Origin of the sequence: Bacteroides sp. 2201st1_D9_2201SCRN_220225, from assembly GCF_040928965.1 — a bacterium.
GTDB lineage: Bacteria > Bacteroidota > Bacteroidia > Bacteroidales > Bacteroidaceae > Bacteroides > Bacteroides stercoris.
Map to the genome: position 1 here is coordinate 33,770 of NZ_JBCODG010000001.1, position 14,790 is coordinate 48,559.

General features: G+C 48.3%; 12 protein-coding genes. 5 read left to right on the forward strand and 7 right to left on the reverse strand.

The genetic code is table 11. The annotated features are described in order from the left end of the window. Nucleotides 1-5: 5 nt before the first annotated feature. Nucleotides 6-2,048 (reverse strand): methionine--tRNA ligase, encoded by a 2,043-nt coding sequence (gene metG, locus AB5903_RS00130; protein WP_005655552.1) that lies wholly within the window; start codon nucleotides 2,046-2,048, stop codon nucleotides 6-8. A gap of 218 nt (nucleotides 2,049-2,266) precedes the next feature. Between metG and AB5903_RS00135 the strand changes: the two genes are divergently transcribed. Beyond that, the gene (locus tag AB5903_RS00135) at nucleotides 2,267-4,330 is read left to right on the forward strand and encodes an acetate--CoA ligase family protein (RefSeq protein WP_022104895.1); all 2,064 of its coding nucleotides are present in this window, start codon (nucleotides 2,267-2,269) and stop codon (nucleotides 4,328-4,330) included. 82 nt (nucleotides 4,331-4,412) lie between these two features. Next, nucleotides 4,413-4,874, forward strand: coding sequence for a radical SAM-associated putative lipoprotein (locus AB5903_RS00140; protein ID WP_005655547.1), 462 nt, complete (start codon nucleotides 4,413-4,415; stop codon nucleotides 4,872-4,874). A gap of 13 nt (nucleotides 4,875-4,887) precedes the next feature. Here the strand turns inward: AB5903_RS00140 and AB5903_RS00145 are convergent, their stop codons facing one another. The 4 genes from AB5903_RS00145 to xerD all read right to left on the reverse strand — a co-directional run bounded on the left by AB5903_RS00145 (nucleotide 4,888) and on the right by xerD (nucleotide 10,439). After that, nucleotides 4,888-6,426: a YifB family Mg chelatase-like AAA ATPase gene (locus AB5903_RS00145; RefSeq protein WP_005655546.1), complete on the reverse strand. Its 1,539-nt coding sequence runs from the start codon at nucleotides 6,424-6,426 to the stop codon at nucleotides 4,888-4,890. Nucleotides 6,427-6,474: 48 nt separating this feature from the next. Beyond that, nucleotides 6,475-7,548 carry a TlpA disulfide reductase family protein gene (locus tag AB5903_RS00150; RefSeq protein WP_272710000.1) on the reverse strand — a complete coding sequence of 358 codons (1,074 nt, stop codon included), beginning with the start codon at nucleotides 7,546-7,548 and terminating at the stop codon, nucleotides 6,475-6,477. 113 nt (nucleotides 7,549-7,661) lie between these two features. Next, complete coding sequence (locus tag AB5903_RS00155; RefSeq protein WP_005655544.1) at nucleotides 7,662-9,353, reverse strand: tetratricopeptide repeat protein; 1,692 nt, start codon at nucleotides 9,351-9,353, stop codon at nucleotides 7,662-7,664. Nucleotides 9,354-9,488: 135 nt separating this feature from the next. Continuing rightward, a complete protein-coding gene (xerD, locus tag AB5903_RS00160; RefSeq protein ID WP_117740552.1) occupies nucleotides 9,489-10,439 on the reverse strand; it encodes a site-specific tyrosine recombinase XerD in 951 nt (316 codons plus the stop codon). Nucleotides 10,440-10,505: 66 nt separating this feature from the next. On the opposite strand from xerD, the gene aroQ reads away from it, so the two are divergent. The 3 genes from aroQ (at nucleotide 10,506) to AB5903_RS00175 (ending at nucleotide 13,109) form a co-directional block, all read left to right on the forward strand. Next, the gene (aroQ, locus tag AB5903_RS00165) at nucleotides 10,506-10,931 is read left to right on the forward strand and encodes a type II 3-dehydroquinate dehydratase (RefSeq protein WP_016660879.1); all 426 of its coding nucleotides are present in this window, start codon (nucleotides 10,506-10,508) and stop codon (nucleotides 10,929-10,931) included. A gap of 15 nt (nucleotides 10,932-10,946) precedes the next feature. Next, a complete protein-coding gene (gene pyk, locus AB5903_RS00170) occupies nucleotides 10,947-12,404 on the forward strand; it encodes a pyruvate kinase (protein ID WP_005655539.1) in 1,458 nt (485 codons plus the stop codon). 75 nt (nucleotides 12,405-12,479) lie between these two features. Continuing rightward, the gene (locus AB5903_RS00175) at nucleotides 12,480-13,109 is read left to right on the forward strand and encodes an O-methyltransferase (RefSeq protein ID WP_005655538.1); all 630 of its coding nucleotides are present in this window, start codon (nucleotides 12,480-12,482) and stop codon (nucleotides 13,107-13,109) included. Between the two features lie 87 nt (nucleotides 13,110-13,196). On the opposite strand, the gene AB5903_RS00180 is transcribed toward AB5903_RS00175, so the two are convergent. Together AB5903_RS00180 and rbfA are read right to left on the reverse strand one after the other, a co-directional pair. Next, entirely contained in the window at nucleotides 13,197-14,429 is a 1,233-nt protein-coding gene (locus AB5903_RS00180; RefSeq protein ID WP_005655537.1) for an FtsX-like permease family protein, read from the reverse strand. A gap of 16 nt (nucleotides 14,430-14,445) precedes the next feature. Further along, nucleotides 14,446-14,778 (reverse strand): 30S ribosome-binding factor RbfA, encoded by a 333-nt coding sequence (gene rbfA / locus AB5903_RS00185; protein ID WP_005655535.1) that lies wholly within the window; start codon nucleotides 14,776-14,778, stop codon nucleotides 14,446-14,448. Nucleotides 14,779-14,790 lie beyond the last annotated feature (12 nt).

Sequence of the window (14,790 nt, forward strand, 5' to 3'; positions counted from 1 at the left end):
ACGGATTATTTCACTTCACTGCCGGGCTTTACTTCACGCAACAGTGAGGTTACTGCCAGTGAGCCGTCATAGTTTTCGGCAGAAAGTATCATGCCTTCGCTCACCAGTCCGTTCTTGAATTGGCGGGGAGCCAGGTTGGCGATGAACAGTACCTGCTTGCCTACCAGCTCTTCCGGTTGGTAGTGCTGGGCGATGCCGCTGACGATAGTACGGTTTTCCAGTCCGTCGGCTATCTTGAACTTCAACAGCTTCTTCATCTTGGGTACGGCTTCGCATTCCAATACGGTTCCTACGCGGATATCCAGTTTCTCGAAGTCCTCGAATGAGATAACGGGCTTGACAGGATTGGCTTTGTAGCCGGCTGCCTCGTTTGCTTTCTTGGTGGCGAGCAGTTTGTCTACCTGTGCCTGGATAACATCATCCTCAATCTTCTCGAACAGCAGTTCGGGAGTTGCCAGTTGGTGTCCGGCGGGGAGCAGGTCTGTATGGCCGAGCTCTGCCCAGTCGAAGCTGTCCATGTTCAGCATCTTGCGGAGCTTTTCGCTGCTGAACGGCAGGAACGGTTCGAAAGCGATGGCGAGGTTGGCAACCAGCTGCAGGGAGATATTCAGGATGGTGGCTACACGCGGCATGTCCGTCTTGGCAAGCTTCCAGGGTTCGGTGTCTGCCAGATATTTATTACCGATACGTGCCAGGTTCATGGCTTCCTTCTGCGCATCGCGGAATTTGAATACGTCGAGCAGCTTCTCCACTTCTTCTTTTACGTCGGCAAACTCTTTCAGTGTTTCGCGGTCGTAGTCGTTCAGTTCGCCGGCAGCGGGCACTACACCGTCGAAGTATTTCTTGGTGAGTTGCAGGGCACGGTTTACGAAGTTGCCGTATACCGCTACCAGCTCGTTGTTGTTACGTGCCTGGAAGTCTTTCCAAGTGAAGTCGTTGTCTTTTGTTTCCGGAGCGTTAGCAGTGAGCACATAGCGCAGCACGTCCTGCTTGCCGGGGAAGTCTTCCAGATACTCGTGCAACCATACGGCCCAGTTGCGTGAAGTGGAAATCTTGTCTCCTTCCAGATTCAGGAACTCGTTGCTGGGCACGTTGTCGGGCAGGATATAACTGCCTTCCGCCTTCAGCATGGCGGGGAATACGATGCAGTGGAATACGATGTTGTCTTTTCCGATGAAGTGAACCAGACGTGTTTCAGGGTCTTTCCACCATTTCTCCCAAGAGTCGGGCAGCAGTTCTTTGGTATTGCTGATATAACCGATGGGAGCATCGAACCATACATAAAGCACCTTACCTTCGGCGCCTTCTACCGGAACGGGAATACCCCAATCCAGGTCGCGGCTCACGGCACGCGGCTGCAAGCCCATGTCGAGCCAGCTCTTGCATTGGCCATACACGTTGGGACGCCATTCTTTATGGTCTTCCAATATCCACTGGCGCAACCATGCTTCATGTTTGTCGAGGGGCAGATACCAGTGCTTGGTTTCGCGCATTACGGGCTGGCTGCCGCTGATGGCGCTTTTCGGATTAATCAGGTCGGTAGGGCTGAGGCTTGTACCGCATTTCTCGCATTGGTCGCCGTAAGCGCCCTCTGCGTGGCAATGCGGACACTCGCCGGTGATGTAGCGGTCGGCAAGGAAAGTCTTGGCTTCCTCGTCGTAGTATTGCATGCTGGTCTTTTCGATGAATTCGCCCTTATCGTACAGTTTGCGGAAGAATTCGGAAGCTGTATCGTGATGCGTTTTTGAAGTAGTACGGCTGTATACGTCAAACGAAATGCCGAATTCCTCAAAAGACTTCTTGATAAGCGTATGATAGCGGTCTACTACATCTTGCGGTGTAATCCCTTCTTTTTTGGCACGGATGGTGATGGGCACTCCGTGTTCGTCGGAGCCGCCGATAAAGACCACGTCTTCTTTTTTCAGTCTCAGATAGCGGACGTAGATGTCGGCAGGTACGTAAACCCCTGCCAAGTGTCCGATATGAACGGGGCCGTTGGCATAGGGCAACGCCGATGTCACGGTGGTACGCTTGAATTTCTTTTCCATTGTATCTATGTATCTCTTTTGTTATGAACGCTTTTAAGCAGTGCAAAGATAACGGTTTTCTCTTAAACCTACAAAAAGAGCCCTATATACTTCGTGTCCGGAATATTTCGTCTTTGGAAGAACAAGGATACGGTAATATTAAAAGGTTATCTTCTTGTCATTATGTATATAAATTGTATATTTGTGCGATTGTCGTACTTTACTAATATGAACAGACTATGATAACAAACCAATTGCTGCGTCCTGCCAGTATTGTGGTGGTGGGAGCTTCCAACAATGTACATAAACCCGGTGGAGCTATTTTGAGAAATCTGATTAATGGCGGTTATACCGGAGAACTGCGTGCCGTCAATCCGAAAGAAACAGAAGTACAGGGCGTTACAGCGTATGCTGATGTAAAGGATATTCCGGATACGGACTTGGCAATACTTGCCATACCGGCATCTTTTTGTCCGGATGCGGTAGAATTGCTTGCTGCGGAAAAGCAGGTACGTGCGTTCATCATTCTCTCTGCAGGTTTCGGAGAGGAAACGCATGAAGGGGCGTTGTTGGAAGACCGTATTCTGGAAACAGTGAATAAGTACGGCGCTTCGTTGATAGGTCCCAATTGTATCGGGCTGATGAATACGTGGCATCATAGCGTGTTCAGCCAGCCTATTCCCAATTTGAACCCGCAGGGTGTTGATTTGATTTCCAGTTCCGGGGCCACTGCGGTGTTTATTCTGGAGAGCGCGGTAACTAAAGGCTTGCAGTTCAATTCCGTATGGTCTGTGGGCAATGCCAAACAGATTGGAGTGGAAGATGTGCTGCAATATATGGACGAGCATTTCGATGCTGAAAACGATTCCAGGATAAAACTGCTTTATATAGAAAGTATAGGCGACCCTGACAGATTGCTGTTCCATGCTTCTTCGTTGATAAGAAAAGGATGTAAGATTGCGGCTATCAAGTCGGGAAGCAGTGAGAGTGGCAGCCGTGCGGCATCCTCGCATACGGGAGCTATCGCCAGTTCCGATTCGGCGGTGGAGGCTTTGTTCCGTAAAGCAGGTATCGTACGTTGCTACTCCCGTGAAGAGCTGACTACGGTAGGATGTATCTTCACTTTGCCGGAACTGAAAGGAAAGAATTTTGCCATTATCACCCATGCCGGCGGACCGGGGGTGATGTTGACCGATGCCTTGAGCAAGGGCGGACTGAATGTGCCGAAGCTGGAAGGTGAGCTTGCCGAAGAGCTGAAAAGCAAGCTTTTTCCGGGAGCTGCTGTTGGTAATCCAATAGATATTTTAGCTACGGGTACGCCTGAGCATCTGCGGCTTTGTTTGGAATATTGCGAAGAGAAGTTTGATAATGTGGATGCGGTAATGGCTATTTTCGGTACACCGGGATTGGTCACCATGTTCGAAATGTACGATGTGCTGCATGAGAAGATGCAGGCTTGCAGGAAACCGATATTCCCTATTCTCCCGTCCATTAATACGGCAGGAGCCGAAGTGGCCGCTTTTCTTGCCAAAGGTCACGTGAACTTTGCCGATGAAGTGACGTTGGGTACGGCTTTATCGCGCATTATGAATGCCTCGAAACCGGCAAATAATGAAATAGAGCTGTTTGGCGTGGATGTTCCGCGCATCCGCCGCATCATTGATTCCATCCCCGAAAACGGTTATATAGAACCGCATTACGTGCAGGCTTTGCTGCATTCTGCCGGTATTCCTGTAGTGGAGGAGTTTGTGTCTGCAAACAAGGAAGAGGTGCTTGCATTTGCCCGTCGTGCCGGATTCCCGGTAGTGGCAAAGGTGGTGGGGCCTGTGCATAAATCCGATGTAGGCGGTGTGGTACTGAATATAAAGAGTGAACAGCATCTGGCGTTGGAGTTTGAACGGATGATGCAGATTCCGGAAGTAACGGGTATCATGGTGCAGCCTATGTTGAAAGGAACGGAACTGTTTATCGGAGCCAAGTATGAGGAGAAATTCGGGCATGTAGTGCTTTGCGGCTTGGGCGGTATCTTTGTGGAGGTGCTGAAAGACGTATCCTCCGGTCTGGCTCCTTTGTCTTATGAGGAGGCTTATTCGATGATTCATTCGTTGCGCGCCTATAAGATAATAAAAGGCACGCGCGGGCAGAAAGGGGTGAATGAGGACAGGTTTGCCGAAATTATTGTCCGCTTGTCCACTTTGCTGCGCTTTGCTACGGAAATTAAGGAAATGGATATCAATCCGTTGTTGGCCACGGAAAAGTACGTAATAGCAGTGGATGCCCGCATCAGAATAGAAAAGAACTGATTATACGTTAAAAGTCGGGTTGTTGTGCAGTATTTTGTTGGGATAGGCGTTTATAGGATATAACTTAGACTATAAACACACTATGAAGAGAGAAAAAGAACAATGGCTTAGAATTTTCAACGGCGTGATGTTCGGTGCATTGATTTTATTGGGGTTCGCATATTGCGATGAAAACAGTATGGGGGCAGGAAGTGAGAATTGTACTTCTTATGCCAAATATGAATTCAGAGGTAAAGTACTGGGAGAGAGCCGGCAGGTTGTGCCCGATGCCAGAATTCTGGTAAAGCATATAGCTTCTCCTGCCGACGGTTCATATGGCTATGCTGTTTTATCCGATACGGTTTATACCAAAGAAAACGGAGAGTATCTTTATCAGAATACCATAACCGGTTATCAGGACTTCCGTATTATCTGTGAGGACCTTACCGGGGTTTACCAGACCGATTCTGTGGATATAAAGATGAATCCGAAAGGTGGAAACGGCAGGTATGAAGGTAAAGATGACAGAGAGGTAGTCTTTAAACTGAAAAAGAGGGCTATATAAGACTGATACAGGGCTATCCGGCCCAATCTTCCCTGTCCAGGTTTCTGTATCCGATTGCTTCTGCCAAATGCGAGGGCTGTATCAGTTCGCAGCCCTCAAGATCGGCGATGGTACGTGAGACTTTTAAGATGCGGTCGTAGGCGCGTGCCGAGAGGTTGAAGCGGTTCATGGCCGTTTTCAGCAGTGCCAGCCCTTTATCATCGGGACGGGCATAACGGGCAAGTAATTTGCTGTTCATCTGTGCATTGCAATATACACCGGGAATTTCGGCATATCTTTCGGATTGGGTCTGACGTGCGCGTACTACGCGTTCCCGAATGAGGGTGCTCGATTCACCGGGACGTGCATCCGACATCTTCTCAAAGGGAACGGGGATGACTTCGATTTGCAGGTCGATACGGTCGAGCAAAGGTCCCGAAATGCGGTTCAGGTATTTCTGTACTTGCCCCGGGCTGCATACGCAGGCTTTGGTAGGATGGTTGTAGTATCCGCAAGGGCAGGGGTTCATGGATGCTGCGAGAATCAGGCTGGCCGGATATTTGACATTGCATTTAATTCGGGAAATGCTGATTTCCCGGTCTTCCAGCGGCTGGCGCAGTACTTCAAGTACATTTCGATTGAACTCCGGCAACTCATCGAGGAATAAGACTCCGTTGTGTGCCAGGCTGATTTCTCCCGGTTGTGGGAAACTGCCGCCTCCTGTCATGGCTACAGTAGAAATTGTGTGGTGAGGAGCGCGGAACGGTCGTTTGGAGATAAGTCCGCTTTCCTGTTCCAGCTTCCCTGCAACAGAGTGTATCTTGGTGGTTTCAAGGCTTTCGCCCAATGTTAACGGGGGGAGGATAGAGGGAAGGCGCTTGGCAAGCATGGATTTTCCGCTGCCGGGAGCACCTATCAGTAGAATATTATGTCCGCCTGCAGCCGCTACCTCTAACGCGCGTTTTACGTTTTCCTGTCCTTTCACGTCGGAGAAATCCAGATCAAAGTCATTCTGCCGGGTATAGAACTCTTTACGGGTGTCGACATGTACCAGCTCCAGTTCCTGTTTGTCGTTGAAGAACTCGATGACCTCTTTCAGGTTCTTTGCTCCGTAAACTTTCAGGTTATTTACAACAGCAGCTTCCCGTGTGTTCTGTCTGGGTATGATAATTCCTTCAAAACCGAGTTCTCTGGCTTTTATGGCAATGGGCAGTGCGCCTTTAATGGGTTGCAGGCTGCCGTCGAGACTTAGTTCTCCCATTAACAGATAGCGGCTCAACTTGTCCGGTTTGATTACTTCGCTGGCACCTAACATGCCGATAGCCAACGGCAGGTCGTAGGCAGCGCCTTCTTTGCGGATATCAGCCGGTGCCATGTTGATGACGATATTACTGGTAGGCATCCGGTAACCGTTTACTTGCAGTGCGGAAATGATGCGTTGGTGGCTTTCCTTGACAGCAGAGTCCGGCAAGCCGACGAGATAGAACATACAGCCTCTGGAGCTGTTGACTTCGATAGTGATGAGGGTTGCATCAATACCTTGAACAGCCGCTCCAAAAACTTTGATGAGCATGTAATTTGAGTGTTTAGTGATTAGGGTTTATGATTACCGATAGAAAAGTTATCGTTTCTTTTTCCTTTCGTTCTCTATCTCCCTCTTCTTTTCTTTCTTCTCTTGTTCTTCTATGTCTTTCAGCTTCTTTTCGATAGCCGTTTCGCTCAGGTTCTTTCCTTCAATCCTTCCGGAAGGGCTGAGCAGTACATTGGCAGGCAGGGTTCTTATGGCAAGTTGCTTTACAACTCCGGTCTCCCAGCCGGAAAGGTCGCATGCTTGCTCCCATTTCAGGGTATCTGTTTCGATAGCCTTTTTCCAATTGTCTTTGTTGAGGTCTAAAGAAATTCCTAAAAGCGCGAATTTCTTGTTCTTTTGTCCTTTCCTGTAGATTCTGCGGTAAACAGCATTGCTGTCGCGGCTCACGGTATCCCAGGAAGCCCAGAAGTGTATTAGCAGGTATTGGTCTTTGAAGTTCGAACGGGTTATCTGCTTCCCTTCGGCGTTGGGCAGGCGGAAGTAGGCGGCAGTCTTTCCGGTCGTAGCCTTTTCTTCTTCCTGGATGCGGTCGAGCAGCCCGTCGATATAGGGACGGTCTTTCAGTTCTCCCGTCATGTGCTCGGTCAGTTGTTTGATTAGGGTATAATCCGGTTTTCCTTTTTGTGCGAAGTATTTGTCAAGCAGGTAGATACTCGCTAAAGAGGAATGATGCTCATTGATAAATTTGCCGGCTTTCTCTTCCAGGACTTTTTCAGACGGTTTGCCCAATCCTTTCAGTTCTTTCCGGAAGGCGGTCAACTCTTCATTGTGCGGGTTGCCGGTTATTTCCATACTGTTTAGTTCGGCAGCAGAGCCTTTTATGTGTATTTTGTCACCTTTATCCATGAAGAAAGGGTATCGGCTGCCGTCGCTGAACAACAGCCATGCAGCTACCAAGGTATCCGGAGAGAGTGTTTTCGAGAATTTGCCGTTCTCAACGGGCAGGGTATCCATGCGGTCGTACATTTCGTCTGCACCGTATATATATAAGGTGTCATTTCCCAAACCTTTGATTTCTCCGCTCAGACTGACTGTGTCGGAGCTTTTGCCACCGCAAGCGGATAGCATGATAATCAGGAAATATGCAAGATAAATATTCTTCATACGGCTTTCTTCTTCTGATACGTTGCTGCGAAAGTAGTTCTTTTTGGTGTGAATAAAAAAAAATGCCCGACATATTTCTATGCCGGGCACTTCTTTTCATCTTATAACCTTTATTATTTGATGATATTCATGAAGTCTGCATTCGTGAAGTATTTGGAGAATTCCAAGTCAGAAGCAGCTTTCTTAGCCAATGAAGAATCTTTGGCAACAGCTTTCTTCAGGTTGTCCATAACCATAGAAGAGTTGTTGGTTCTTGCACCTACAACAGCCATCAGGTAGTCAGTGTAAGCGTCCGGTTTAGCGATGCTTGACAATGTGCTCTTAGCCTTGTTGTAGTCCTTAGCCAGGATTTGTGCCAAAGCTGCACTGTTGGTCTTAGTGTCGCCAAATGCGTTAACGGCTCTGTCATATTGACCTTGAGCGATGTACAGGTTACCCAGAGCTTCGTTCAGTTCCTTAGTACCGGAAGCTTTGCCCAGGTAAGTTTCAGCTGCTGCCTTGTCGCCTTTTCTCAAAGCTACGAGACCCATGTTCATGTTAGCTTCAGCAGAATCCTTGATAGAAAGAGATTTCTTCAGGTAGCCTTCAGCCTTGTCCAAATCACCGGCTTGGTAAGCTAACTTACCGAGGTTGTTGTATGCACGGTAGTCGTTCGGGTAGATTTGAGTAGCTTTGGTGAAGATAGCTTCTTGCTTGGCAGGATCGTTAGTCAGAGTAGCTGCATACAGCAGTTCTTCGATGTTCAGTTGCTTAGCATCGCTGTCAGCCAAAGATGCGATTTCTTCGTCAGACTTACCGATTACGTCATAGTTCAAAGTCAGACGAGAACGACGCAGTTGCGGAAGGATTTCTTCTGCCAAAGTGCTGTATACAGAAGAGATATTCTTGATTTCCTGTTCTCTTTGTTCAGGATCAGAGTACATTGACAAAACGCGGAGAATCAACTCTTTATCCTGGATGTTGGATTTGCTGACCAGTTCCTGGAAACCTTCCCAGTCCTGTGCAGTATATTTAGTATCTACAGCTGCTTCGATTTTGCTCTTCTTCAAATCCTTGTTGATAACTTTGGCTGTGTTGTTCTGACGGTTTTCAGCCAGACCAGTATTCAGCTCAACGCCACCATCGGGAGAAGCGTATGCAGAGATTTCGATGTTGCTGATCTTCTTGTTGGCAGCTTCGTTGATGTTCTTAACTTCTTCGTTGAATGCTTTGGCAGTTTTCAACTCGCTTGAACGGATGTTAGCCTGTTGGATCAGGAACATGATGTTTGCATCATATTTTTCTTTGATTACGCGTTGGAAAGCGTCGTCACCGTTAGCAGGATTAGCGCTGCCCAAAGTCTGGCCAACCAGTTCGGAAGTAGAGATAACACCGTCGGCTACTTTTACAGCAGGGATAGTAACTTCTTTCTTTCCGACTTTAGCTTTGAATTCCAAGTACAATTCAGACTTAGCCATTTCGGGAACATAGTCGAAAGAAGTCTTCATTGTGTAGCTACCACCAGCCTTGTAAGAGATAGTCTGGTCGTTGCCTTCTACTTTTTCACCCTGGAATACGGCAGGCTGACCTTTAGCTTCGCCGCCTTCCCATCTCAAAACCGGAGTAACTTCCACTACAGCTTTTTTCTTGAAATACTTTTCAGGGAATTTACCGTTAATTGTAGCAGGTACCTTACCGCCTACGGCTTCCAATACTTGCGGAGTCACTGTGAAATAGTCAGAAGACAGTTCACCCATTTTGCTGCTGCATGATGTCAAAACAGCAACAAGTGCCACTAACAAAGGCAGATACAATTTTTTAGTCATTTTAGATATAAATTAATTGTTTGTAATTGAAATTTGTCCATTCACAATTAGTTGCTATATTCCTATATATATAGCTTTGCAAAGATATTAATTCTCTTGGCAATTTGTTAATAATACTATCACATTTATTATAATTTAATAAACGCCATGCTCTTTCCTGTATTTAATATTGCGGGGATGATGCTCGATAATTTCACTTCGGAGTCTGTTCCGGTCGATATGTGTATAGATTTCAGTGGTGGCGATGGATTCATGTCCCAACATGCACTGGATGGCCCGCAGATTGGCGCCGCCTTCCAGCAGATGGGTGGCGAAGGAGTGGCGGAACGTATGCGGACTGATATTCTTGGTGATGCCGGCTTTTTCTGCCAGCTCTTTTATCATGTGAAACACCATGATGCGGGAGATATTATTACCCCATCGTGCCAGAAATACGTAATCCTCGTATCCTTTCTTTATTTTTCCCAGGTTGCGGTCTGCAAACCAATACTTTATCTCCTTGATTGCACGAGGCGAGATAGGTACTAAACGCTGTTTGCCGCCTTTGCCTTCTACCTTAATAAACCCTTCCTCAAAATAGAGATCGGAGATTTTCAGGTTACACAGTTCCGACACGCGTAACCCGCAGCTGTACAGTGTCTCCAGAATAGCCCGGTTGCGTTGTCCCTCTTTCTTCTCCATGTCTACGGTGGAAATGATTCTGTCGATTTCTTCAACGGTGAGCACTTCCGGTAACCTGAACCCGATTTTGGGACCTTCCAGCAGCTCGCTCGGGTCGGCTTCCTGATAGTCGGCAATCACCAGAAAGTGGAAGAACGATTTGATTCCGGAGAGTATCCGGGCCTGGGAACGGGGATGGATACCGATGTCGTGGAGTCCTGCGGCAAAGCGTTGCAAATCATCCGGTGTTACGTCCGGAATTTCTATATTCTCTCCTTCCAGAAAGTGCAGAAGTTTCTGTAGGTCCGTCATATAGGCATCGAGCGTATTGGGCGAAAGCGCTTTCTCCAGCCTGAGATATTGCTGATACTTTCTGATTATCACCGCTCGTTTTTCCTTATTCGTCAATTTCTCTTCTACTTTCATTACTTTTTCCTATCTTTGCACCTTGAAAGAATGTTCTCTGTGGACAAAGGTATAAAAAAATGTGTTATGAGAATACAGATTATTAACGGCCCCAATATAAATCTGTTGGGTAAACGCGAACCTTCCATTTATGGCAGTGTTACTTTTGAAGACTACCTTGCCGGACTCCGTGAAAAGTATGCGGATGTACAGATAGACTATTTCCAATCCAACATCGAAGGAGAGTTGATAGACAAGATACAGCAGGTGGGTTTTGATGCGGACGGCATCATCCTGAATGCGGGGGCCTATACCCATACGTCCATTGCCCTGCAAGATGCGATCCGGTCGGTCACTGCTCCGGTGATTGAGGTTCATATCTCCAATGTGCATGCCCGGGAGTCGTTTCGCCACGTATCCATGATAGCTTGTGCCTGCCGGGGTGTTATTTGCGGCTTTGGGCTGAACTCCTACCGTCTGGCATTGGAAGCGTTAAAGGAATTATTAATATAAAATAGGTATAAGATTATGCTATTGAAACAGACAAAAATTGTTGCAACGATTTCCGATCAGCGTTGCGATGTTGATTTTATAAAACAGTTGTTCGACGCAGGTTTGAACGTAGTACGTATGAATACGGCTCATGCAGGCCGCGAAGGTTTCGAGAAGCTGATAGCCAATGTGCGTACGGTTTCCAACCGCATCGCTATCCTCATGGATACGAAGGGTCCCGAAGTGCGTACGACTGTCCTTGACGAGCCTATTCCCTTCAAGGCAGGCGATCGTGTAAAAGTGGTAGGCAATCCCGACCGGCAGACTACCCGCGAATGTATCTCCGTTTCTTATCCCAACTTTGTACACGACCTCAATGTGGGCGGTCATATCCTTATCGACGACGGTGACCTGGAACTGGTTGTTGTGGAAAAGAATGCCGACCACCTGCTGTGCGAGGTGCAGAATGAAGCTACCTTGAGCAGCCGCAAGAGTGTCAATGTGCCGGGTGTACGCATCAACCTGCCTTCACTGACGGAAAAAGACCGCAACAATATCCTCTACGCCATCGAGAAAGACATTGACTTCATCGCTCACTCTTTCGTGCGCAACAGACAGGATATTCTGGATATAAAGGCTATCCTCGATGCCCACAACAGCGACATCAGAATCATTGCCAAGATTGAGAACCAGGAAGGTGTGGACAATATCGACGAGATTCTCGAAGTGGCCGACGGTGTTATGATAGCCCGTGGCGACCTGGGTATCGAAGTTCCGCAGGAACGTATTCCGGGTATCCAACGTTTGCTGATTCGCAAATGTATCCTTGCCAAGAAGCCGGTTATCGTTGCCACGCAGATGCTCCATACCATGATTTCCAACCCGCGTCCTACCCGTGCGGAAGTTACCGACATCGCCAACGCCATCTATTACCGTACGGATGCTTTGATGCTGAGCGGTGAGACGGCTTACGGCAAATATCCGGTTGAAGCCGTCAAGACAATGACGAAAGTTGCCGCCCAGGCGGAAAAAGACAAACTGGCGGATAACGACATCCGTATTCCTTTGGACGAAAACAGCAACGATGTAACGGCTTTCCTCGCCAAGCAAGCGGTAAAGGCCACTACGAAGTTGAAGATTCGCGCCATCATCACCGACAGTTACAGCGGCCGCACTGCCCGCAACCTTGCTGCATTCCGCGGCAAATACCCGGTGCTCGCCATCTGCTATAAGGAAAAGACCATGCGTCACCTGGCGCTTTCATACGGTGTAGAAGCCATCTACATGCCCGAACTTGCCAACGGACAGGAATACTACTTCGCCGCTCTCCGCCGCCTGCTTCAGGAAGGCCGTCTGCAACCTACCGACATGGTGGGCTATCTGAGTAGCGGTAAGGCCGGTACGCAAACATCCTTCCTCGAAATCAACGTAGTGGAAGATGCCCTGAAACATGCTGAAGACAGTGTACTTCCGAACAGTAACAGATACTTGTAAAATTATAAATTGAGAATTAAAAAATGACAGTCCGCTGGCAGACATTTGTTTTTTAGTTCTCAATTCTCAATTTATATGACTTTAGACGAATATATCCTGCAACACATCGATGAAGAGGGCGACTATCTGAAGGCTCTTTATCGCGATACGCACCTCAAGTTGCTTTATCCCCGCATGGCTTCGGGACATTTGCAGGGGCGTATGCTCAAGATGTTTGTCAGGATGATACGTCCCCGTCAGGTGTTGGAGATCGGGACATATAGCGGATACTCCGCACTTTGCATGGCAGAGGGGTTGCCGGACAACGGAATGCTGCATACGTTTGAAATCAATGACGAGCAGGAAGACTTTACCCGTCCGTGGCTGGAGAACTCACCCTATGCCAATAAGATAAAGTTCTATATAGGTAATGCTTTGGAACTTGTTCCCCGGCTGGACATCACTTTCGACCTTGCTTTCATCGACGGTGATAAGCGCCGTTACATCGATTATTACGAGATGGTATTGGCACGCCTTTCGGACGGCGGTTATATCATTGCCGACAATACCTTGTGGGACGGGCACGTTCTTGAAGAGCAACCGCATCGCACGGACTTGCAGACCATCGGGATAAAGGCTTTCAATGATCTGGTTGCCGCAGATAATCGGGTGGAGAAAGTTATACTGCCGTTGCGCGACGGACTGACGATTATACGTAAGAAATAAAAAGTTTGCATCCTCCCCCTTCACCCTTCACAATTCCTTTGCATCATACTGTTCATGGGATTCTGCGGGTGAAGGGGGAGGATGCTTTTATTTTTTAAGCAACCGCTTGCTCAAGTACCGCACAGGATACCACACCGAGAGGAACCCTACGGTGATAACCGTTACGAATACCAGTATGATGTCCGTTGCATGCACGCTCACCGGATAGGCGTCCACTACAAAACTTCCGTTGCCGCCGCCCAGCGATATAAGTCCGAAGCGTTGTTGCAGGAAACACAGCAGCAGCCCCAATACAATCCCGGCAATTGCTCCGAACACCGAAATCAGCCGCCCTTCAAAAAGGAAGATGCGGGCTATCAGCCGGTCGTCGGCGCCCAGATTGCGCAGCGTCTCCGTATCCTCGCGCTTATCCAGTATCAGCATGGACAGCGAACCGATAACATTGAAGCAGGCAATTGTAAGTATAAAGGTAAGGAACAGGTAGGAGATGAGTTTCTCAATCTCCATGATACGGAATACATCCGCTTGCTGCTCGTAGCGGTTTTGCACGATGAAGCGGTCGCCCAGGATGCGTTCCATTTTCTTCTGCACGGCATCGGTGTTGCTGCCCGGTTTCAGTTTCAGTTCGATGGCGGAAACTTCCGTGTCATAATTGAACAGCCGCCGGGCAAAGCCCAACGATGTGAGGATATAGCGTGAGTCGTATTTCTGCTGGTTGACAACAAACACCGCTCCCGGCGAGAACAGATAATCCTGGTTGAAAGCCGCCGACGGATTGGCGATGTTGACACGTACATTCCTTTTAGGTGCATACACCCGCAGTGGGTCGACAAACTGAAGTCCCGTGCCCAGCTCGGACACCAGCTCCACACCCATAAAGCCGTAGTCCACAACGGAATCGTTCAAAATGAACTTCCCCGTACCGTACAGCAGGCTGTCTATGGATGTCAGTTGCTCGAAGTTATCCTCCACGCCTTTGATAACCGCCATTGCCTGGCGGTCCTTGTACTGCACCATTGCGTTTTCTTCCAGCGTCTCCGTCCATACATCTATTTCGGGCAGGGCGCGTACTTGCTGCACACGCGATTCGAGCGGGTCGAACACCTTTCCTTCCCGAACGGTGATTTTCAGCTCCGGGTCGAAAGCCGTGAAGAACCCCGCTACCATATCTTGAAATCCGTTGAATACGGACAATGTGCACACCAACGCCAATGTAGCCAACGCCACCCCGCACACCGAGATGCCGGATATAATATTAATGGCATTATGCTTCTTCTTAGAGAAGAGATAACGGCGGGCTATAAAAAAAGGAAGATTCATGGTTGGGGATTAACCACTATTTCAGTAGTTCATCGATTCTTTCCAGATAATCCAGCGAGTCGTCCACGAAGAACTTCAGTTCGGGAATGATGCGCAGTTGGTGGCGTACGCGGGTTCCCAGTTCAAAGCGGATGGACTTCATGTTGGCATTGACGTTCTTGATGATTTCTTCGCTCCGTTCAGAGGGGAAAACGCTGAGGTAGGCGCGTGCCACGCTCATATCGGGACTGATGCGTACGGCGCTGACCGAAATCAGTATACCGGGCATCGATTTGGTTTGCAACAGGAAGATGTCGCTTAATTCCTTTTGGAGCAAACGGGCTATTTTGTTCTGTCTGGTAGTTTCCATACTCTATCGTTT

Coding starts and splice junctions, on each gene's coding strand:
- metG (WP_005655552.1), bottom strand. CDS start 2,048: ATGGAAAAGAAATTCAAGCGTACCACCGTGACATCGGCGTTGCCCTAT.
- AB5903_RS00135 (WP_022104895.1), top strand. CDS start 2,267: ATGATAACAAACCAATTGCTGCGTCCTGCCAGTATTGTGGTGGTGGGA.
- AB5903_RS00140 (WP_005655547.1), top strand. CDS start 4,413: ATGAAGAGAGAAAAAGAACAATGGCTTAGAATTTTCAACGGCGTGATG.
- AB5903_RS00145 (WP_005655546.1), bottom strand. CDS start 6,426: ATGCTCATCAAAGTTTTTGGAGCGGCTGTTCAAGGTATTGATGCAACC.
- AB5903_RS00150 (WP_272710000.1), bottom strand. CDS start 7,548: ATGAAGAATATTTATCTTGCATATTTCCTGATTATCATGCTATCCGCT.
- AB5903_RS00155 (WP_005655544.1), bottom strand. CDS start 9,353: ATGACTAAAAAATTGTATCTGCCTTTGTTAGTGGCACTTGTTGCTGTT.
- xerD (WP_117740552.1), bottom strand. CDS start 10,439: ATGAAAGTAGAAGAGAAATTGACGAATAAGGAAAAACGAGCGGTGATA.
- aroQ (WP_016660879.1), top strand. CDS start 10,506: ATGAGAATACAGATTATTAACGGCCCCAATATAAATCTGTTGGGTAAA.
- pyk (WP_005655539.1), top strand. CDS start 10,947: ATGCTATTGAAACAGACAAAAATTGTTGCAACGATTTCCGATCAGCGT.
- AB5903_RS00175 (WP_005655538.1), top strand. CDS start 12,480: ATGACTTTAGACGAATATATCCTGCAACACATCGATGAAGAGGGCGAC.
- AB5903_RS00180 (WP_005655537.1), bottom strand. CDS start 14,429: ATGAATCTTCCTTTTTTTATAGCCCGCCGTTATCTCTTCTCTAAGAAG.
- rbfA (WP_005655535.1), bottom strand. CDS start 14,778: ATGGAAACTACCAGACAGAACAAAATAGCCCGTTTGCTCCAAAAGGAA.